16 protein-coding genes and 1 pseudogene are annotated in these 18,493 nt (G+C 74.2%); 10 read left to right on the forward strand and 7 right to left on the reverse strand.

Annotated elements, in window-relative coordinates:
• Together ACFXA3_RS10945 and ACFXA3_RS10950 are read right to left on the reverse strand one after the other, a co-directional pair.
• On the reverse strand, positions 1-609 hold a 609-nt coding region (locus ACFXA3_RS10945), incomplete at its 3' end, for a TolB family protein (protein ID WP_385184928.1).
• A 72-nt stretch (positions 610-681) separates the two neighbouring features.
• Entirely contained in the window at positions 682-2,463 is a 1,782-nt protein-coding gene (locus ACFXA3_RS10950) for an N-acetylglutaminylglutamine amidotransferase (protein ID WP_385184931.1), read from the reverse strand.
• A 572-nt stretch (positions 2,464-3,035) separates the two neighbouring features.
• Here ACFXA3_RS10950 and ACFXA3_RS10955 point away from each other — a divergent pair.
• The 3 genes from ACFXA3_RS10955 to ACFXA3_RS10965 are packed head-to-tail and all read left to right on the forward strand — an operon-like array spanning position 3,036 to position 6,561.
• Positions 3,036-4,715, forward strand: a complete 1,680-nt coding sequence (locus ACFXA3_RS10955; RefSeq protein ID WP_385184934.1) for an FAD-dependent oxidoreductase — start codon at positions 3,036-3,038, stop codon at positions 4,713-4,715.
• Positions 4,712-6,211, forward strand: a complete 1,500-nt coding sequence (locus ACFXA3_RS10960) for an ATP-binding protein (RefSeq protein WP_385184937.1) — start codon at positions 4,712-4,714, stop codon at positions 6,209-6,211. Before ACFXA3_RS10955 ends, ACFXA3_RS10960 begins: the two co-directional genes overlap by 4 nt.
• Positions 6,208-6,561 carry a UBP-type zinc finger domain-containing protein gene (locus tag ACFXA3_RS10965; RefSeq protein ID WP_385184940.1) on the forward strand — a complete coding sequence of 118 codons (354 nt, stop codon included), beginning with the start codon at positions 6,208-6,210 and terminating at the stop codon, positions 6,559-6,561. The genes ACFXA3_RS10960 and ACFXA3_RS10965 overlap by 4 nt, the downstream gene beginning before the upstream one ends.
• A 35-nt stretch (positions 6,562-6,596) precedes the next feature.
• Here the strand turns inward: ACFXA3_RS10965 and ACFXA3_RS10970 are convergent, their stop codons facing one another.
• Entirely contained in the window at positions 6,597-8,936 is a 2,340-nt protein-coding gene (locus ACFXA3_RS10970; protein ID WP_385184943.1) for an ADP-ribosyltransferase domain-containing protein, read from the reverse strand.
• Positions 8,937-9,126: 190 nt separating this feature from the next.
• Here ACFXA3_RS10970 and ACFXA3_RS10975 point away from each other — a divergent pair, with 190 nt between their 5' ends.
• The gene (locus ACFXA3_RS10975) at positions 9,127-9,882 is read left to right on the forward strand and encodes a class I SAM-dependent methyltransferase (protein WP_385184945.1); all 756 of its coding nucleotides are present in this window, start codon (positions 9,127-9,129) and stop codon (positions 9,880-9,882) included.
• Between the two features lie 27 nt (positions 9,883-9,909).
• On the opposite strand, the gene ACFXA3_RS10980 is transcribed toward ACFXA3_RS10975, so the two are convergent.
• Positions 9,910-11,121: an MFS transporter gene (locus ACFXA3_RS10980; protein WP_385184947.1), complete on the reverse strand. Its 1,212-nt coding sequence runs from the start codon at positions 11,119-11,121 to the stop codon at positions 9,910-9,912.
• A 47-nt stretch (positions 11,122-11,168) separates the two neighbouring features.
• On the opposite strand from ACFXA3_RS10980, the pseudogene ACFXA3_RS10985 reads away from it, so the two are divergent.
• From ACFXA3_RS10985 to ACFXA3_RS11005, 5 genes and pseudogenes are all read left to right on the forward strand, one after another.
• A pseudogene (locus ACFXA3_RS10985) lies at positions 11,169-11,369 on the forward strand (GntR family transcriptional regulator); the annotation flags it as partial.
• A gap of 187 nt (positions 11,370-11,556) precedes the next feature.
• Positions 11,557-12,660, forward strand: coding sequence for a PLP-dependent aminotransferase family protein (locus ACFXA3_RS10990; RefSeq protein WP_385184950.1), 1,104 nt, complete (start codon positions 11,557-11,559; stop codon positions 12,658-12,660).
• A 52-nt stretch (positions 12,661-12,712) separates the two neighbouring features.
• A complete protein-coding gene (locus ACFXA3_RS10995) occupies positions 12,713-13,618 on the forward strand; it encodes an NAD-dependent protein deacetylase (RefSeq protein WP_385184952.1) in 906 nt (301 codons plus the stop codon).
• A 138-nt stretch (positions 13,619-13,756) separates the two neighbouring features.
• The gene (locus tag ACFXA3_RS11000) at positions 13,757-14,044 is read left to right on the forward strand and encodes a hypothetical protein (RefSeq protein ID WP_385184954.1); all 288 of its coding nucleotides are present in this window, start codon (positions 13,757-13,759) and stop codon (positions 14,042-14,044) included.
• Between the two features lie 203 nt (positions 14,045-14,247).
• Complete coding sequence (locus tag ACFXA3_RS11005) at positions 14,248-14,637, forward strand: cofilin family protein (RefSeq protein ID WP_385184957.1); 390 nt, start codon at positions 14,248-14,250, stop codon at positions 14,635-14,637.
• A 34-nt stretch (positions 14,638-14,671) separates the two neighbouring features.
• Here ACFXA3_RS11005 and ACFXA3_RS11010 read toward each other — a convergent pair whose 3' ends face one another.
• The 3 genes from ACFXA3_RS11010 to ACFXA3_RS11020 all read right to left on the reverse strand — a co-directional run bounded on the left by ACFXA3_RS11010 (position 14,672) and on the right by ACFXA3_RS11020 (position 17,521).
• Positions 14,672-15,739 (reverse strand): MBL fold metallo-hydrolase, encoded by a 1,068-nt coding sequence (locus ACFXA3_RS11010; protein ID WP_385184959.1) that lies wholly within the window; start codon positions 15,737-15,739, stop codon positions 14,672-14,674.
• A gap of 102 nt (positions 15,740-15,841) precedes the next feature.
• Complete coding sequence (locus tag ACFXA3_RS11015; protein ID WP_385184961.1) at positions 15,842-16,723, reverse strand: alpha/beta fold hydrolase; 882 nt, start codon at positions 16,721-16,723, stop codon at positions 15,842-15,844.
• Positions 16,724-17,128: 405 nt separating this feature from the next.
• Positions 17,129-17,521, reverse strand: a complete 393-nt coding sequence (locus tag ACFXA3_RS11020) for a hypothetical protein (protein ID WP_385184963.1) — start codon at positions 17,519-17,521, stop codon at positions 17,129-17,131.
• Positions 17,522-17,740: 219 nt separating this feature from the next.
• Here ACFXA3_RS11020 and ACFXA3_RS11025 point away from each other — a divergent pair, with 219 nt between their 5' ends.
• A complete protein-coding gene (locus tag ACFXA3_RS11025) occupies positions 17,741-18,355 on the forward strand; it encodes a hypothetical protein (protein ID WP_385184966.1) in 615 nt (204 codons plus the stop codon).
• Positions 18,356-18,493 lie beyond the last annotated feature (138 nt).

Below are 18,493 nucleotides of genomic sequence, written 5' to 3' on the forward strand. Positions count from 1 at the left end.
GAGGAGGGTCGCGGGTCCGCCGCGTTCGGTCCAGGCCGCTCCGGGGCCTCCCGCCGGGGAGGTGGCCGCGGAGGTCGCGAGCCGTGCGGAGGCGTCCTGCGAGAGGTGTCCGGGCCCGCTGTGCTCGGCGGCCGGCTCCGCCGACCAGGCGATCGTGACGGCGAGGGCGGAGCCGTCGCGGGTCCAGGACCCGAGGTGGGCGGTGCCGCCGGTCTCGGCGCCGGCGAGCAGGCGCCGGCCGGTCCCGTCGGGGCGCACCACCAGGACGCGGGTGTGCTCGCCGCCGCCGGGGGCCGAGGTGTACGCGATCCAGCGCCCGTCGGGGGACCACGACACCTCGGTGACCGGGTCGGGGTCGGCGTCGAGGACGTGGGCCTCGGGGCTCCGGGCGGGTCCGCACCACAGTTGAGGGACCCCTGCCCGGTCGCAGATGAACGCCACGTTCTCGCCGGTGGGGTCGGCCGCCGGGTACCAGCATCCGTGGGCGGTGAGCAGGGCCGGCGGATCGCCGTGGTGGTCGTCCGGCACGTGGACGGGCGCGGGTGCCGGTACGGGGACCTCCGGCGCGCCGGTGGACGCGGCCGTGGGCTGCGTACGGTCCAGGGGCATGGCCTCCTCCCTCCGCCTCTCTGCACAGGTCTGCGCCCCGCCGGGGCCGCACCGCCGGCGGGCCGCCCCGGATCAGTGGATGCCGTGCACCTGCAGCCAGATCTCCAGCGAGGCCACCTGCCACAGCGTGCTGGCCCCGCGCCGGGCACGGTGCCGGTCGGGTTCCGCCAGCAGCGCGGCCACGTGCCGCTGGTCGAAGACCGCGCGCCGGCGCGCCTCCGGTGCGGTCAGGGCTTCCCGTACCCGCTCCAGCACCGGCCCGGCCATGTGCCGCACGCCCGGCACCGGGAAGTAGCCCTTGGGGCGGTCCACGATCTCCGGGGGCAGGACCTTGCGGCCGATGTCCTTGAGCACGCCCTTGCCGCCCTGGTCCAGTTTGAGCTCCGGCGGACAGGCCGCGGCGAGTTCGACGAGATCGTGGTCCAGGAACGGCACGCGCGCCTCCAGGCCCCAGGCCATCGTCATGTTGTCGACCCGCTTGACCGGGTCGTCGGGCATGAGCGCGTGGACGTCCATCCGCAGGGCCGCGTCGAGGGCGGTGTCGGCGCCGGGGCCTGCCATGTGGGCCCGGACGAACTCCGTGGAGGCGTCACGGGCGGCGGCCACCGCCGGGTGCAGCATGGCGGTGAGTTCGCCGTGCGTCCGGTCGAAGTAGGCGTCGGCGTACGCCGCGGGCGCGCCTTCCCGGGTGGCCGCCGCGATCGGCGGGTACCAGCGGTAGCCGGCGAACACCTCGTCCGCCCCCTGTCCGCAGAGCACGACCTTGACGTCCTTGGCGACCTGTTCGGAGAGGAGGTGGAACGCCACCGCGTCATGGCTGACCATCGGCTCGCTCATGGCGCCGATCGCGCCCTCCAGCGCGGCCGGGAGCCGGCCGGTGGGGATCATGAACTTGTGGTGGTCGGTCGCGAAGGTGCCGGCGATGAGGTCGGAGAACCGGAATTCGTCGCCCTCCTCGCCGTTCTCCGCTTCGAAGCCCATCGCGAAGGTGGGGAGGTCCTCCTGCCCCGCCTCCGCCAGCAGGGCCACGATCAGGCTCGAGTCCAGGCCGCCGGAGAGCAGGACGCCGACGGGGACGTCCGCGACCGTGCGCCGCCGTACCGCGGTGCGCAGCGCGTCGTGGACGGCCTCCCGCCACAGCGCCGGGTCCGCGCCGAGTTCGGAGTGGCGGGTGTAGGAGGGCTGCCAGTAGCAGTGGTCGTGGTGGGTGCCGTCCCGCTCCACGATGCGGACGGTGGCCGGCGGGACCTTCCGTACTCCGGCCAGTACGGTCCTGGGCGCCGGGACCGTCCCGTGCCAGCTCATGTACTGGTGCAGCGCGACCGGGTCGAGGGAGGTGTCGACTCCCCCGCCCGCCAGCAGGGCCGGCAGGGTGGAGGCGAAGCGCAGCCGGTCGGCGTCCTGGGTGACGTACAGGGGCTTGATGCCCAGGCGGTCCCGGCCGAGCACCACGCGGCCCGTGTGGTGCTCCACGAGGGCGAACGCGAACATGCCGACGAGGAGGTCGACGCACTGCCGGCCCCACTGGGCGTACGCCTTGACGAGCACCTCGGTGTCGGACTCGGAGTGGAAGCGGTGTCCGATGTCCTCGAGCCGGCGGCGCACTTCACGGTGGTTGTAGATGCAGCCGTTGAAGACCGCCGTGAGCCCCAGCCGGTCGTCGGTCATGGGCTGGGCGCCCCGCTCGGACAGGTCGATGATCTTCAGCCGCCGGTGTCCGAGGGCGACCGCCCCCTGCGACCAGGCGCCCCGGCCGTCGGGCCCGCGCGACTCCAGCGTGTCCGTCATGCGGGCGACCGCGGCCAGGTCGGGACGGCCGCCGTCGAAGCGCATCTCGCCGCTCAGGCCGCACACGGGGCACCTGCCGGTCCGCCGCCGTGCAGCTGCGGTTCCCGTAGGACCGCTCGCGTTCCCGAGGGCTCTGCCACGTCCACCATGTTTCTTCGCTCCTGTGCCTTCCGGCCCGCGGCGTGCGGGCTCCCGGCGCCTGCCCGCCCGTCCGCCCCCCAAGCCCGGGGGCTGCGCGGACCCGGTGGTGCGGACCGGCGCTCGCGGGCCGTGCAGGCCCCGCATCCGGCGGCCGGGGCGCCCGCGGCGCTGCCCGCAACGACACTCCCACTATGCCCCCGTCCGCTCCCGGATCCACGCGGCCCGCGGTGCACCACCCGACCGGCGCACCGCTCCGGCGGCGGCGTCCGCGTCCGCTTCGTACCAGCTCAGGCGTGCTTCCGGGGGTGGCGGGCCGCGAGCGCAAGCCCACCGGAAAGTGCGATTCCTGTTGACCGGGAGCGACCGGTTCCGTACGCGCAGCGCACGGTCCGCGGCGTCCCGGCGCGGTTCGGGGCGATCGAACCTACGATGGGCGGGAACCGGCGCGGGCGGCTCGGCGTGCCACCCGCCCACAGCACACTCGGGGTGGAGAAGGCATGGCACAGGCTGCCGACGCAGCGTCACGGACCGTCATCCTGACCGTGGACGACGACCCGGGGGTCTCCCGGGCCATCGCCCGTGACCTGCGGCGTCGCTACGGCGCCGAGTACCGGATCGTGCGCGCCGAGTCCGGCGAGTCCGCGCTGGAGGCGCTGCGCGAGCTGAAACTGCGGGGCGACCTGGTCGCGGTGATCCTGGCCGACTACCGCATGCCGCAGATGAACGGCATCGAGTTCCTCGAACAGGCGCTCGGGGTCTATCCGGGCGCGCGGCGCGTGCTGCTGACCGCGTACGCCGACACCGACGCGGCGATCGACGCGATCAACGTCGTCGACCTCGACCACTACCTGCTCAAGCCCTGGGACCCGCCGGAGGAGAAGCTCTACCCGGTCCTGGACGATCTGATCACGGCCTGGCGCTCCAGCGACTACCGGCCGGTGCCCGCCACCAAGGTGGTCGGTCACCGCTGGTCGGCCCGCTCCTCGCAGGTACGGGAGTTCCTGGCCCGCAACCAGGTGCCGTACCGCTGGTACTCCTCCGACGAGCCCGAGGGGCGGCGGCTGCTGGAGGCGGCCGGGGCCGACGGGCAGCGGCTGCCCCTGGTGATCACGCCGGAGGGCGGCGTGCTCGTCGAACCGGAGGCGCCCGAACTCGCGGCCCACGTGGGACTCGCGACGACACCGGCCGCCGATTTCTACGACCTCGTCGTCATCGGCGGCGGCCCGGCCGGTCTCGGTGCGGCCGTCTACGGCGCCTCCGAGGGTCTGCGGACCGTCCTCGTCGAACGCTCGGCGACCGGCGGGCAGGCCGGCCAGAGTTCCCGCATCGAGAACTACCTCGGCTTCCCGGACGGCGTGTCCGGCGCGCAGCTGACGGATCGCGCCCGCCGCCAGGCGGGCAGGTTCGGCGCCGAGATCCTCACGGCGCGCGAGGTCACCGGGCTGGAGGTCAACGGCGCGGCGCGCGTCGTCCGGTTCTCCGACGGCTCGGCGATCGCCGCGCACAGCGTGATCCTGGCGACCGGTGTGTCGTACCGGCAACTGCTGGCGCCGGGCTGCGACGACCTGACCGGCTGCGGGGTCTACTACGGCTCGTCGCTCACCGAGGCGGCCTCCTGCCAGGGGCAGGACGTGTACATCGTGGGCGGCGCCAACTCCGCCGGTCAGGCGGCGATGTACCTGGCGCGGGGCGCGAAGTCGGTGACCCTGCTGGTGCGCGGGGAGTCGCTGACGGCGTCGATGTCGTACTACCTGATCCAGCAGATCGAGGAGGCGCCGAACATCACCGTGCGGACCCGCACGGTCGTCGAGGCGGCGCACGGGGACGGCCACCTGGAGCAGCTGACGCTCCGGGACGTGGACACCGGCGCGAGCGAACTCGTCGACGCGCAGTGGATGTTCGTCTTCATCGGCGCGGCCCCGCTGACCGACTGGCTGGACGGCACCGTGCTGCGCGACGAGCGCGGGTTCATCCTGGCCGGGCCGGACCTCACGCCGGACGGGCGCCCGCCGGCCGAGTGGGAGCTGGACCGGCCGCCCTACCACCTCGAGACCAACATTCCGGGCGTGTTCGTGGCGGGCGACGCGCGCGCCCAGTCCGCGAAGCGCGTCGCGTCCGCCGTCGGAGAGGGAGCCATGGCCGTGATGCTCGTACACCGGTACCTGGAGCAGTCATGAGCGGGCAGGTCATGCCGTGCAGCCCGCGGGAGATCGCCTCGCTGTTCCTGTTCGAGAAGCTCTCCCCGGAGCAGCTCGGGCACCTGTGCGGCGAGGGCCGGGTGGAGCGGTTCGAACCCGGTCCCGTGTACACCGAGGGTGACCCGGCCACCTGCTTCTACGTGATGGTCGAGGGCACCGTCGTACTGTCCCGCCGGGTCGGCGGCGACGACGTCGAGGTGAGCCGCACCTCGCAGCGCGGCGTGTACGCGGGGGCCATGCAGGCGTACCTGGGCGACCAGGTGCCGCAGACGTACACCAACTCGATGCGGGTGACCGAGCCGACGCGTTTCTTCGTGCTGCCCGCGCAGTCGTTCGCGGACATCATGCGGGAGTGGTTCCCGATGGCGGCGCACCTGCTGGAGGGGCTGTTCTTCGGCTCCAAGAACACCCAGCGGGCGATCGGGCAGCGCGAACGGCTGCTGGCGCTGGGATCCTTGTCCGCCGGCCTCACCCACGAGCTCAACAACCCGGCGGCGGCCGCCGTCCGGGCGACGGCGACCCTGCGGGAACGGGTCGGCAAGATGCGGCACAAGCTGGCCCACATCTCCCAGGGCCAGTACTCGCGCGAGACGATCGCCGGCCTCATCGAGATCCAGGAACGCACCGTCGAGCGCGTCGCGAAGGCGACGGCGCTCAGCCCGCTGGAGGCGTCCGACCGGGAGGACGAGCTCGCCGACTGGCTGGACGACCACGACATCGCGGAGGGCTGGCGGCTCGCGCCGACCTTCGTGCAGGCCGGGCTGGACACGGACTGGCTGGAGCAGGTCGCGGCGGCCGTGACCGAGGACATCCTGCCCGCGGCCATCGGCTGGCTCAACTACACGGTCGAGACCGAGCTGCTGATGGACGAGATCGACGACTCCACCACCCGCATCTCCCACCTCGTGGACGCCGCCAAGCAGTACTCGCAGCTGGACCGGGCCCCGTACCGCGTCGTCGACGTCCACGAACTCCTCGACAGCACCCTGCTGATGCTGTCCGGGAAGATCGGCCCCCGGGTGCGGGTGGTCAAGGACTACGACCGCTCCCTGCCGGACGTGCCCGCCTACCCGGCGGAGCTCAACCAGGTGTGGACCAACCTCATCGACAACGCCGTGTTCGCGATCGCCGGCACCGGCGGCGAGGGCACGCTGACGGTCCGCACGGCGCGGGAGGGCGACCGGCTGCTCGTGGAGTTCCGCGACACCGGGCCCGGTGTCCCTGCGGACATCCGCAGCCGGATCTTCGATCCCTTCTTCACCACCAAACCGGTCGGCGAGGGCACCGGTCTCGGCCTCGACATCTCCTGGCGGATCGTCGTCAACAAGCACCACGGCAGCCTCCAGGTCGAATCCGCACCGGGCGACACCCGCTTCCAGGTGTTGCTGCCGCTGACGGACCCGGATGCCGAGACCGCCCCCGCTGCCGAGACCGACGTCAACGCCGAGCCCGACACCGCGGAGGAGCCCGTATGACCGAGATCGACGGCATCGACCCGAGCGTCCCGCCCAGCGGCACCGGCTGCGCCGACTGCGACGCCGTGGGCGGCTGGTGGTTCCACCTGCGGCGCTGCGCCCAGTGTGGCCACATCGGCTGCTGCGACTCCTCGCCGGCGCAGCACGCCACCGCCCACTGGAAGTCCACGGGGCATCCGCTGGTGCAGAGCTTCGAGCCGGGCGAGGAGTGGTTCTGGGACTACAAGGGCGACGCCCTGTACGAGTCCGGTCCCGAGCTGACCCCGCCGGCCGCCCACCCCGCGGACCAGCCGGCCCCGGGCCCGGCCGACCGGGTCCCACAGGACTGGACGAGGCACCTGAACGGCTGACCGGGCCGGGTGGCGCCCCGGCAGCGGTGGCGTGGTCAGGAGACCAGGGGCGCGGCTTCCTCTTCCGTGAGCCTGATCGTGCAGAGGCCGCCGCGTTCGGCCTTGACGTCCGTCACCTTGAGCTGGGTGCCCGGCGCGAGGATGTACTCCTCCTCGCCGGTGAAGGCGGAGAAGCGCCGGATGCCCACCGCCCGGGCGGGCGTCACCTCGAACAGCGTCCGCTTGCCGCGGCTCCCCAGGAAGGACCGGGCCACGTTCAGCTCGGAGGTGCACGAGGACACGCCCCACCAGGTCACGGTCCGGCCGAGCGGGTACTGCGCCCGCAGGTCCAGCGACACACCGCGCCACAGCGGCCGGGTCTGGGCGGGCAGTGCCGACACCGCCGAGAACAGCAGCCGCAGGTACGGGAGGTAGGGCGCGACCTTGGTGCGGTCCGGGGAGCGCAGCACGGCGTTGATCTCGCGGTAGAACGCGGACTCGCAGGTGTAGAGGTAGAGGGCGGCGATGGCGTCGGCGGACAGCCGGCCCGCCGTCTCGTCCGCCCGCCGCTTGCCGAACTCACGGGACCGCTCGATGTGCCCGCCGAGCCCGGAGAGCACAGCGGCGACCGGAGCGGCGGCGTCCTGGAAGTCCATCAGGGGCGTGTCGAACACACCGGTGATCGGCGGGAGGACGAGGCCCTCGTCCTTGACGCTGCCGAGCCGCTCCAGGTACAGCTGGTGGAGTTCCATCGTCGACGCGATGAACGCCCCCATCCGGGCCGCGACGTCCCCGCCCGGGCCGCCGGCCTGCGCCGCCTGCTCGTTCCACCCGGTGCTGGGCAGCCAGTCGATCCCCTCGGCGCCCAGCGACGCGAGGGCCTCGTTCACCAGGGCGAAGTGGTCGCCCTCGCAGAAGATGTCGCCCTGGGCGGCGGGGTTGGCGTGGTCGATGTGCCGGACCTCGACGTCCGGGTACTTCTCCTGGAGCCGCAGGACGATCTTCTTCAGGTTGCGGGCGTGGGCGCCCCACCAGGCGAACACGACACCGCGGTCCTCCTCGTCGGCCTCCTGCTTGGCCTTGAGGATCTCCTCGACGATCCGTTCGGCGACGGGCCGCCAGAACGCCGTGTGCTGTTCGGCTCCCATCGCCCCGTCGCCGCTGGCCGTCAGCGAGGCGTTCAGCAGCAGCACGCCCTGTGTGAGCATCGCCTGGAACCACTCCGGCGGCTGGACCGTGTTCCGCTCCTTCAACAGGGCGCGGACGTCGGCGATGGGCGTCTTCTTGGCGATGCCGTACTTCCACATCGCGGCCGCCTTGATGAGGCAGCGGATGCTGACGACCCTGCCGAACTGGCTGTCCTTCCAGTCGTTGAAGGTGTTGTCGAACATGGCTATCCCGGTGGCGCTCTCCGGCCGCGGGTACGGGTTCTGGCCGAAGACGACGACCTTCCACTTGTGCGGCGGGTGCGGCTTGAGGGCCTGGAAGGTCAGCTCACGGACCGGGACGACCTGCGGGCTGCGGCTCTGGCCGATGAACTGCGCGGCATCCGGCCGCGCTTCGATGACGGGCTTCAGCAGCGGCAGCCAGGGTTCACCGCCGCCCTTGAACAGTTCGGTGAGGCCGAGCGGGTCGTTCGCGTCGGGCTGGGCGGGGGTGGTGGCGTCGGCGTTCACGGCGGAAGGGCTCCCGGTCGTCAGGGCGGTGGGGTGGAGGGGACCGGCGGCGGGCGGATTACCCGGGGGCGGCACGATGCGCACCCGCTCGGTGACCGGCGCGTTCTCGATGCCGTCGAGCTGGGCGGTGATCGTGGCGCGCAGCCGGTCGTCGTCCTCGAACCAGTGGTCGTGGAAGAGCGTGTAGCCCGTCCACATCAGGTTGGCGCAGACCCGGGCCGGCACCCGGCCGGTCTGCGCGCCCATCCCGACCAGTGCCACCGAGCGGATGCTGCCCGGGACCAGGCGGTTCTGCCGGTGGACGGCCTGGAAGGCCGCGGCGCACGCCAGCGCCACGTTCAGGGTGTCCCGCACGTTCTCCGAGGACTGCACCATCGTCGGCGTGGAGATCAGGTACCGCGGGACGGTCGCTCCCGAGGGGACGCAGACGGCGCTGCCCACCGGGAGGGTGCCGGCGAACCGGTCGCGGATGGCCCGCTGCACGCGCAGCTGGATCCCGCTTCCGAGGTGGCGCTTGACGGCGGCGTCGACCCCGCCGTCCATCCGGCCCCGGGAGTTGGTCGGTGTGACCCAGGCGTCGACGTCCTCGTCGAGGATCGAGCCCCTGCGGATCTCGATCTCGGGCGTGTCCGCGAAGGCCGCCCGCCAGGCCTTCACCACCCGCTCGTTGACGTCGGTCAGCACCACCCTGAGTGCGGGCTGCGCACCGTTGTCGGTCATCGGTCACTCCTGTCGGAAAACGGCTCTTCCACTCCCCCGACGCTATCGGTGACCACTGACAACGCCCGGGCCGGAAGCGGGTGGTGACATGCAGTCGGCCGCCGGTCCCCGGAGCCGCGGGAGCACCCCCGTCGATCACGGGAGAGCTATCCTCTTGCCCTCCTGCAACGCCTGAACGGACGGGGTGCCCATGGCCAGAATCGACTACGACGGTGTGACGGCGGCCTCGTTCAAGGCCGCCCGGGAGATCCCGCGCGAGGGGCTGGGCGCCTGGGAGGAGGCCGTCCGGCGGCATCTGGAGCCGGTCCGCGGCATGACCGTCGTGGACGTCGGCGCGGGCACGGGGGCCTTCGCGACGGCCTTCTGCGACTGGTTCGCCGTGCAGGTGGTGGCCGTCGAGCCCGCCGCGGCGATGCGCGCCCTGATTCCCCGGCGCGCGGGCATCGAGGTCCGGGAGGGGCACGCGGCGTCGCTGCCCGTGCCGGACGACGGCGCCGATGCGGCATGGCTGTCCACGGTGACCCACCACGTCCCCGACCTCGTGGCGGCCGCACGGGAGATCCGCCGCGTGCTGCGCCCCGGTGCGCCGGTGCTGATCCGCAACGCCTTCGCGGGCCGCGGCGAACGGCTCCGCATCGTGCGCTGGTTCCCCGAGACCGCCCGGCTGCTCGACACCTACCCGTCGGTCGAGGAGACCTGCGCCGCCTTCGCCGCCGCGGGCTTCGCCATGGAGGCGCTGGAGCCCGTACCGCAGGCCGACCTGGCGAGCCTGGCCGAACTCCTGGACCGGGTCGACGCGCTGCGCACGGCCGACACGCTGATGCGCAGTCTGACGGACGAGGAGTTCGACCGCGGCAAGGAGCGGTTGCGCGAGGCCGTCCTCGCCGACGAGGCCCCCGTCGGTGCGGATCTGACGTCGTCCCTGGACCTGCTCGTCCTGCGCTGATGCCGACGGCCGCGCCGGGGCCGGGCCTCAAGGGCCGGTCGCGGTGCCGGCGGTCGGCTCGCGCCGGTCGCGGCGGGCCGGGACGGCGGCGGTCAGCATCGCCACGCCGGTCAGGGCGAAGGCCCAGGGGTACCCGGTCCCCGCCGCGAGCCGGCCGAAGGCCACGGCGCCGGCGCCCATGCCGATGTCGTAGGCGGCGTTCCACAGCGCGCTGACGGTGCCGTAGCCGACGGCGGGGACGCGTGCGTACATCAGCGCCAGCGTGGAGTTCTGGGTGATGCCGAACCCGGTTCCGAACACGCCGGCCCCGGCGACCACGGCGAAGGGGTCGTCGGTGAGCGCCATGAGCAGCGTGCCCGCCGCCGACAGGAGCAGACCGGGCAGCACCAGCCCGGCGAAGCCGCGCCGGTCACCGTACCTGCCGGCCACCCAGCGGGCGGCCGTGGCCGCCGCGGACTGCACGAACAGCGCGACGGCGACCGATCCCGCCGCCGCGCCGTGAGCGGCGAGGGGCAGGAAGGTGACGACGATCCCGGCGCCGACGGCCGTGACCGCCATGGACCCCGCCGGGCGGCGCAGTCCGGCCCTGCGCACCCCTTCGGAGAGGCCGACGGCCCGCCCCGGCGCACGGATCCGGTCGGGCAGAGCGGGTACCGCCGCGATCGCGGCCAGCGCGACCACGGCTCCCGCCGTGAAGGCGGTCCCGTACGCCGCGTGCTCGGCCAGCCATGCCCCCAGCGGCAGCATCACCAGCGCGGGCACCCCGCCGACCACCCCGACCAGGGCCAGTCCCTCGCCGCGCCGCTCGGCCGGGATCAGCGACGCCGTCAGCGCACCGCCCGCCACGAGGGTGAACGCGTAACCCAGCCCGCGCAGCAGGCAGACGACCACGATCCACCACAGGCTGTGGGAGCAGAACAGCGTCAGGGCCGGTGCGCCCAGCAGGCCCAGTCCGACGGCCAGCACGGCACGATGGCCGTGGCGGTCGACCAGGGCGGGCGTCACCAGCTCCCCGGCCACCGTCGCCAGCATCAGCGTGCCGGTGGCCAGCCCTGCCGCCCCACCGCCCCCGCTCCCCGCCCCACCCGAGGCGGCCGCGTAGCCGGGGACCGCCGCGAGCAGCAGGTAGAAGCCGGCCGAGGCGCCCAGCATGGACACGAAGCGCAGCAGCAACGGCCGTGTCAGCAACGGCGGGCGTACCGGGAGCGGCGGGGAGGCGGTGTCTGGTTTCTCGGTCACGGCAGGACGCTAAGCCGGCGACCGGACCGCCGGTAAGGTCCGGTTCCATGACGTGGGAGTGGTCCGGTTCTCCGCCCGAGCTGTTGCTGGTCCTCGACAGGAGCAGCGGCCGCCCGCTGCGCGCGCAGCTGGAACACGGGTTGCGGGACGCGATCCGCACCCGGCGCCTGGAGGTGGGCGAACGGCTGCCGTCCTCCCGGGAGCTCGCGCGCACGCTCGGTGTCTCGCGCGGTCTGGTGCAGGAGTGCTACGCCCAGCTCCAGGCCGAGGGATACCTGGTGACGCGTCCCGGCTCCGCCACCCGCGTGGCGGCGGGCGCCCCGCCCCCCCCCCCCCCCCGCCGGCCCGGGGGCGCGGCGCCCCCGCGGGTGGGGGGGCTGCGGGGCCGCCCCCCCCCCCGCCACCGTCCGTCCGGGGGGCGCGGCGCCCCGTCTGATGGCGGACTTCCGCTGGGGCGTGCCGCACTTGGGCGCCTTCCCGGTCCGGGACTGGCTGTGGGCCACCCGGGAGGCGGCCGGCGCCATGCCGACCGCGGAGTTCGACTACGGGGACCCGCGCGGGAGCGCGGTCCTGCGCGAGGTCCTGGCGGGCTACCTGCGCCGGGTGCGGTCCGCCGCCGCGGACCCCGGGCACATCGTCGTGTGCAACGGCTACGCCCAGGGCCTCGGCCTCGCGCTGGGCGTCCTCGCGGAGGGGGGCGTGCGGACCGTGGCCTTCGAGGATCCCGGCTCGCCCGCGACCGTGGGGGCGGCCGCCGCGGCGGCGGGCCTGCACGCCGTGCCCGTACCGGTCGACGAGCACGGCATCGACGTGCACGCACTGGCCGCGACCGGTGCCCGCGCCGTCGTCGTCACCCCCGCCCACCAGTGGCCGACGGGCGTCGCCCTCGCCCCCGAACGCCGGCTGGCCCTGATCGAGTGGGCACGGCGGCGTGACGCGGTCATCATCGAGGACGACTACGACGCCGAGTTCCGGTACGACCGCGAACCCGTCGGTGCGCTCCAGGGCCTGGCCCCCGACCGCGTCGTCTCCCTCGGCACCGTCAGCAAGTCCCTCGCCCCCGCCCTGCGCATCGGCTGGATGCTCTGCCCGCCCGCCCTGGCCGAACCGCTCGCCGGCCGCAAGTACCGCAGCGACCGGGGCACCCCCACGCTCGACCAGCTCGCGCTGGCCTGCCTGATCCGGTCCGGGCGCTTCGACCGCCACCTGCGCCGGATGCGCGCCACGTACGCGGCCCGGCGCACCGCCCTGCTCGCCGCCCTGGCGGAGCACGCCCCCGCGCTGCCGGTCACCGGCCTCGCCGCCGGCTTCCACGCCGTCGCGCAGCTGCCCGCGGGCGCGGACGAACGCCACGTCATCGCGGCCGCCCGCGCCCGGTCCGTGGGCCTGTACGGCATGAGCGACTGCCGTGCTTCCCCTGCCGGCGCGCCCCCGCAGCTCGTCCTCGGCTTCGGCGACGTCGGGATCCGGGCCATCACGGACGGCATCGCGGCCGTCGCCGACCTGCTCACCGGCCGGCCGCGGACCTCCGGACCGTGACGGGCGCGCCGGCGCCCGGCGCCGGGCGCGGTGGTTTCCGTACCCTGGCGGCATGCGCATGCGCCCGACTCTGAGCTGGACCCCCGCCGCGGACCTGCCTCCGGGCACGACGGACGTGGCACCGGTCGCCGACGTGCTGAGCGCCGGTGGCGTGCTGGTGGTGAGCGGGGCGGGCCTCTCCACGGAGTCCGGCATCCCCGACTACCGGAGCGAGGGCGGGAGCCTGCGCCGGCACACCCCGATGACGTACCAGGACTTCACCGGCAGCGCGCAGGCCCGGCGCCGGTACTGGGCCCGCAGCCATCTCGGCTGGCGCACCTTCGCCCGCGCCCGCCCGAACGCCGGGCACCGGGCGGTGGCCGCGTTCGGGCGGCACGGACTGCTCGCGGGCACGATCACCCAGAACGTCGACGGGCTGCACCGGGCGGCCGGCAGCGACGGCGTCGTGGAGCTCCACGGGGGCCTGGACCGGGTCGTCTGCCTGTCCTGCGGTGCCGTCCGCCCCCGCCGCGAGCTCGCCACGCGGCTGGAGGAGGCCAATCCGCTGTTCGAGCCGGTGGCGGCCGGGATCAACCCGGACGGTGACGCCGACCTCACCGACGAGCAGGTCGGGGGCTTCCGGGTCGTGCCCTGCACGCTCTGCGGCGGCATCCTCAAACCGGACGTGGTGTTCTTCGGCGAGGCCGTGCCGCCGGGGCGGGTCGAGCGGTGCCGCGAACTGGTCCGCGAGGCGGCCTCGCTGCTGGTACTGGGCTCCTCGCTGACCGTGATGTCCGGGCTGCGGCTCGTCCGGCAGGCCGCCGAAGCCGGAAAGCCGGTCCTGATCGTCAACCGGGACCCGACCCGGGGCGACCAGTACGCCGTCACCCGCGTCGAACTGCCGCTGGGAGCGGCCCTGACCGCCGTGGCCGCCCGGCTGGGCCTGCCCGCCGACGGCGACGACGGACCCCGGGCCTGAAGGCCCGCCCGTGACGGGCTCGGCCGCGGCGCGGAGCGGCGGCCCGCCCCGCCGGGTGCGTCCTGCACGGCCCAGCAGGGGCGCGCAGGGGCCGACGCGGTCACACTGGCAGGACGACGAACGCAGCAGGGAGGCCGTATGAGCTGGGCATCGTGGACCACGCGCGGGGTCTTCGCCGGGCGTGACGGCGTGCGGACCGGCGAAGGCGGGCCGGTCCTGACCGGTGAGCTCGACGTTCACACCACCTGGACCGAGGAGGAGCGCCTGGCGCACGTGACCGTGCAGTACAGCGGTGCGTCGGAGTGGCTCCCGCTCGTGGGAAGCCCCGTCCCGTGCAGCAGCGAGGACGCGAGCCGCACCCTGCACGACGCCGTCATCCACGCGATCCGCGCCGGACACACCGAACCCCTCCCGTTCGCCACCTGACCTTCCGCGAACGGATCCCGGGGCGCACCCCGGCTGCCGAGGGGCCGCCGGGGCACGCGCCTGCCCGGGCAGGCGGGCGAGGCGGGGCGACCGGGCGGGCCGGGCCCGCGGGCGCCGCGTCCGCGCCGCATCCTCCACGGCCTCCGCGGCGTTGAAGACCACGTGACCGCAGCGATCGAAACGGGAGCCCTGTGAGCAGTCCGGTGAGTTTTACGGAGGGTTCCCGTGATGCCCTCCAGCATCTGAAGGAGACGCGGGAGATCAACACGGTGATCCTCCGCTACGAGGACGCCCCCGCCGCCCTGGAGGTGGACCTGGAGGGCAATCTGACGCAGGACGAGCTGGTCGCCGCACTGCCCGCGGACGCGCCGCGCCTGGTCGTCCACGAGCTCTCCTTCGCCACCCCCGAGGGCGCGCGCCGCAACGAGCCGCTGCTGATCCTGTGGATGCCGCCGGACGCCGCCGAGCAGGAGGCGACGTACGCGGCCGGCTACACCGCCATGAAGGAGTTCCTCACCGACGTCCGTGTCCATCTCACGGCCCGACGGACCGACCAGCTCGAATACCGGCGCCTCGTCGCCCTCGCCGGCTGACCGCCGGTCCGGCACGGCACCCGCCCCGGCCGGGTCAGGCCGGGAACGTCTGCGCGGCCGGCGCCGTGTGCGAGAACGCGGGCCGGGCCCACGGCGCGTCGACGGCCTCGGACTCCGGCCGCAGTCCGAGTTCCCGCAGCTGGTTGACCGCCATCATGGCGGCGAACATGGCGTTGGGGTTGGCGCCGCCGGCCCCCAGGGCGGCGAAGGCCTCCGCGTAGCGCGGGGCGAACGCGCTCGGCCGGACCGTCCCGCCCTCCCCGGTCAGTCCGAGTGCCGCCGTCTGGAGGGCGGTGGCCTGGTCCAGGAGCCCGTCCAGGAAGGACACCGCCTCGGAGCCGCGGCGCAGGGCGAAGGTGTGACCGTCGGTGAGGAGCGCCGCCTGCTCCTCCTCGAAGAGGCGGGCGACGGCGCCGAGCACGGTCTGGATCTTGAGCTGGTCGGCGTCGGCCATCGCACCGCAGGCTCCGTTGCCCTCGTCGGACAGGTGGAGGACGCCGCAGTCGCTCAGGTGCACGATCACGTGCCCGGCGCAGTGGCCCTGGCTGCGGAGCACGCGGACCGCGCCGTCGGCGAAGGTCCAGCCGGTGAACCGGACGGAACCGATCCGCACCCGCTCCAGCGGCAGCTCCTCGTAGGTGCGGGTCGTCTCTGCGAAGGGCCGCATCGGCTCGAACAGCGACATCAGCATGCGGGCGGCGGGGGCGGGCGGTGCGGGCATCGCCCCCAGAGCGGCGATGCGCTCGAAGGCCCGTACCCAGTACGACTGCGGGTCGCGCATCTGGTCGACGTCACCGGCGGGGACGTAGTGCTCGACGGGCACTCCCAGTTCGTCGGCCAGATCGTTGTTGCCGATGTGGTCCACATGGCCGTGGGTGGTCAGCACCAGCGCCCTGGACCAGGGCCCGACGCGGTCGGCCGCCGCGCGCAGTGCCGCACGGAAGACGGTCGTGACGCCGGTGTCGACGAACACCACGGTGTCGCCGGCCCGGTGCACGAGGGCGTTGCCGACGTCCGGCCGGCCGTGCTCGACGTCCAGCTCCTGCCCCAGGACCAGCACCGTCCGGTCGTCGATCTCGATGAGGTCACCGAGCGCGGTCATGGAACCTCCCGCGGTCTCGTCGGGGTCCGACTCACCTGCGGCCGAGCCTACGCCCCACCCGCCACGCTGTCCTCGGGAACGTGCACGGCACCGCGGCACCGCTCATCGCCGTGTCCCCGCCCCGGCGTTCCCGCCCCGGCCGGCTGCCGCCGTGTGCGCGAGGACCGCTTCGGCCACGGTCGTCCAGTCGGCCCGGTCGACGCCGTGACCCGCGCCGTGCAGGGGCAGCAGTCGCGCTGCCGGGATCTCTTCGGCGAGTGCCTCTCCGTGCCCGAGCGGGAACATCGGGTCCGCCGTCCCGTGGATCACCAGTGTGGGAACGGCGATCGCCGACAACGGAGTTCGCGACGGCCCTCCGTCCGCGAGCGCGTCGTGGTTGCGGACGGCGGCGAAGTCGTCCGCGCGTGCGACGTCACGACGGACGAGGTCACGCGCGGCGGCCTCGTCGAACGGGCGCCGGCCTCCCGCGAGGACGCGCAGGTAGTCGACCAGGTGATCGATCACCGATGCGCTCTGCGACCAGTCGACCCGGGCGGACGCCATGAAGTCCATGAACTCGGCGGTGGGCGGGGGCAGTTCGCGGTCGACCGGAACCGCGGGTGACGTGCTGACCAGGACGAGGGACAGGACCCGGCCGGGATGGCGCAGAGCGGCCAGCTGTGCCAGCGCCCCTCCGGCCGAGACGCCCACCACGTGCGCGGCCGGGATCCCGTGGGCGTCGAGCACGGCGACGGCGTCCTCGACCAGGTCCGCACCGGTGTATCCGGGGCGCCCGGCCTCGTAGGTGACGGATCGGCCGGTGTCGCGGTGGTCGTAGCGGATCACGAACCGCCCGCCCTCCGCGAGCATCCGGCAGAAGCCCTCCTCCCACCAGAGCATCGAAGCCCCGGTGCCCATGACGAGCAGGACCGGCGGTTGCGACCGGTCCCCGAAGGACTCCGTGCACAACCGGACACCACCGGCGTCGATCACGCGCTCGGACATCCGTCCCCGCTCCTCGCCATGATCAACCTATAACCCACCGGTGGACTTGCGGCAACGCCCGCCGGTCCGCCCCCGGGAGCGGACCGGCCGTACGCCGTACGGGGCCGGGCGGACGGCGCCGACTCGGGCACGCAGACCCCCCTCCGGGTCGGTCGCGGCCGCCCCGGAGCCCTGTCACCTCCTGGGACGCGGCCCCGGTGACGCCCACCACAAGGGCTGTCGGGCCGGGTACCTCCTGGGCAAGACCGCCGGCACGAAGACAGGCAGCCCTCCGATCTGCCGGAACCCACCGCCGCCGCCGTCGCCCGTGAACCCCGACGATGACGAGCGGGGCAAGACCCAGGGGTAGCGGACCGCCCACGACGAGGCGTTCCGCGACAACCGCCCCAAGGGCTGACGCTCCGGTCAGGCGGGCGTGAAGGCGTCCTCCTGGGCGTCGTCGAGGATGAGTCCGAGATCGAAGCGGACGCGGACCGTGACGCGCTGCCGCTGCTCCTGATAGGCGGTCCACTCCGGTTCCAGCGCGGCGATCTGCTCTTCGAGCTGCCTCCTGCTCCCCGGGGGCATGTCCCGGCCGAACGCCTCGAGGAGCGACGTGAGCCGTTCGTACTCGCGCGCACCGTGGCTCTGGTGCTCGTGCGCGACCACGCGCTCGACGGTGCCCTCGATGCCCGCCGCCAGCAGGAGGGACCCGGCCACGGCCCCCGGCGAGGCCGCCGAGTCCTGCGTCATCGCAGCCAGGTCGGTCAGTCTGGTGTCCGCGGCCAGCTTCACGCGCTGGCCTTCCTTCAGCGTCATGGACTCTGCTCTTCGTCTCTCGGATCGGTACGGGCCGTTCGCGCGGGGCAGCCCGGGCGCGGTGCCATTATCCGCGCCGGCCGCGCTCTCCGGCCGGCCCACCGGCCGTGGAGGTCCCGCGCCGGTCTCCCGACGGCCCCTGTCGGACCGTCATCCGCCGTGCCACAGTGGGCGGTCCCGGGGTGGGCCGGGGCCGACGACACACCCGAGGGGGACCTGATGGCAGCGGGAACGGACGCCTCCGGCGACGGCACGACCGCCGGGCCGGGCCACGCGCTCGTACGTGATCTGGTGCATGCGGCCGTCAGCGAGCTGGCGCCGGAGGAATTGCCGCTGCTGGCCGGTCTGCGGCGGTTCGACGACGCGACGGTCGTACGACGGCTGCGCGGCCGGGGCCGGCAGCGCGAGCCGCTGGGATTCGGCGCCGGCGAGGTCGCGGTGCTCGTGACCCCGGTGGTGTGGCTGGTACTGGACGAGGTCGGTCAGCGGATGGTGAACGCCGCCCTGGACCGCACCGGTGCCCGCCTCACCGGCGCGCTGCGGCGGCTGTTGCGCCGTCCGGCCGCACCGGTCACCGTGCCGCCGCTGACCCGTGAACAGCTGGCCGAGGTACGGGCCCTCGTCCGTGCGGCGTCCGTACAGCGCGGGCTCTCCGCCGGCCGGGCCGAGGTCATCGCGGACGCCGTGGTGGCCCGGCTCGCGCTGGCCGGCACACCCGGGGAAGAGGGCGCGGAGGCGGCCGGGCCCCCGGCCGTCCCCGCGGGCCCCGGTCGGGGCGGGAGCCCGGAGGACGGCGCTCCGGCCCCGGACGGGGCGTCCGCAGGCCAGGGATAGGCCGTCCCCGTGGCCGTCACCGGTCCGCGGCGGGAACCGGGGCCCGCGCCCGCGTCCGCGTCCGCCCCGGCCCCCGCCCGGATCGACGAGCGCGTGCTGGGTGCGGGCACGATCGTGCGGTTCGTGACGCTGCTGTTC

The organism is Streptomyces sp. NPDC059456 (assembly GCF_042750055.1).
In the GTDB taxonomy this organism is placed as follows: domain Bacteria; phylum Actinomycetota; class Actinomycetes; order Streptomycetales; family Streptomycetaceae; genus Streptomyces.

Excerpts from the sequence above, each read along its gene's own strand:
- ACFXA3_RS10995 (WP_385184952.1), top strand. The coding sequence starts at position 12,713 with ATGCGCATGCGCCCGACTCTGAGCTGGACCCCCGCCGCGGACCTGCCT.
- ACFXA3_RS10970 (WP_385184943.1), bottom strand. The coding sequence starts at position 8,936 with ATGACCGACAACGGTGCGCAGCCCGCACTCAGGGTGGTGCTGACCGAC.
- ACFXA3_RS11025 (WP_385184966.1), top strand. The coding sequence starts at position 17,741 with ATGGCAGCGGGAACGGACGCCTCCGGCGACGGCACGACCGCCGGGCCG.
- ACFXA3_RS10960 (WP_385184937.1), top strand. The coding sequence starts at position 4,712 with ATGAGCGGGCAGGTCATGCCGTGCAGCCCGCGGGAGATCGCCTCGCTG.
- ACFXA3_RS10955 (WP_385184934.1), top strand. The coding sequence starts at position 3,036 with ATGGCACAGGCTGCCGACGCAGCGTCACGGACCGTCATCCTGACCGTG.
- ACFXA3_RS11010 (WP_385184959.1), bottom strand. The coding sequence starts at position 15,739 with ATGACCGCGCTCGGTGACCTCATCGAGATCGACGACCGGACGGTGCTG.
- ACFXA3_RS10965 (WP_385184940.1), top strand. The coding sequence starts at position 6,208 with ATGACCGAGATCGACGGCATCGACCCGAGCGTCCCGCCCAGCGGCACC.
- ACFXA3_RS11015 (WP_385184961.1), bottom strand. The coding sequence starts at position 16,723 with ATGTCCGAGCGCGTGATCGACGCCGGTGGTGTCCGGTTGTGCACGGAG.
- ACFXA3_RS11020 (WP_385184963.1), bottom strand. The coding sequence starts at position 17,521 with ATGACGCTGAAGGAAGGCCAGCGCGTGAAGCTGGCCGCGGACACCAGA.
- ACFXA3_RS11000 (WP_385184954.1), top strand. The coding sequence starts at position 13,757 with ATGAGCTGGGCATCGTGGACCACGCGCGGGGTCTTCGCCGGGCGTGAC.
- ACFXA3_RS10975 (WP_385184945.1), top strand. The coding sequence starts at position 9,127 with ATGGCCAGAATCGACTACGACGGTGTGACGGCGGCCTCGTTCAAGGCC.
- ACFXA3_RS10990 (WP_385184950.1), top strand. The coding sequence starts at position 11,557 with ATGGCGGACTTCCGCTGGGGCGTGCCGCACTTGGGCGCCTTCCCGGTC.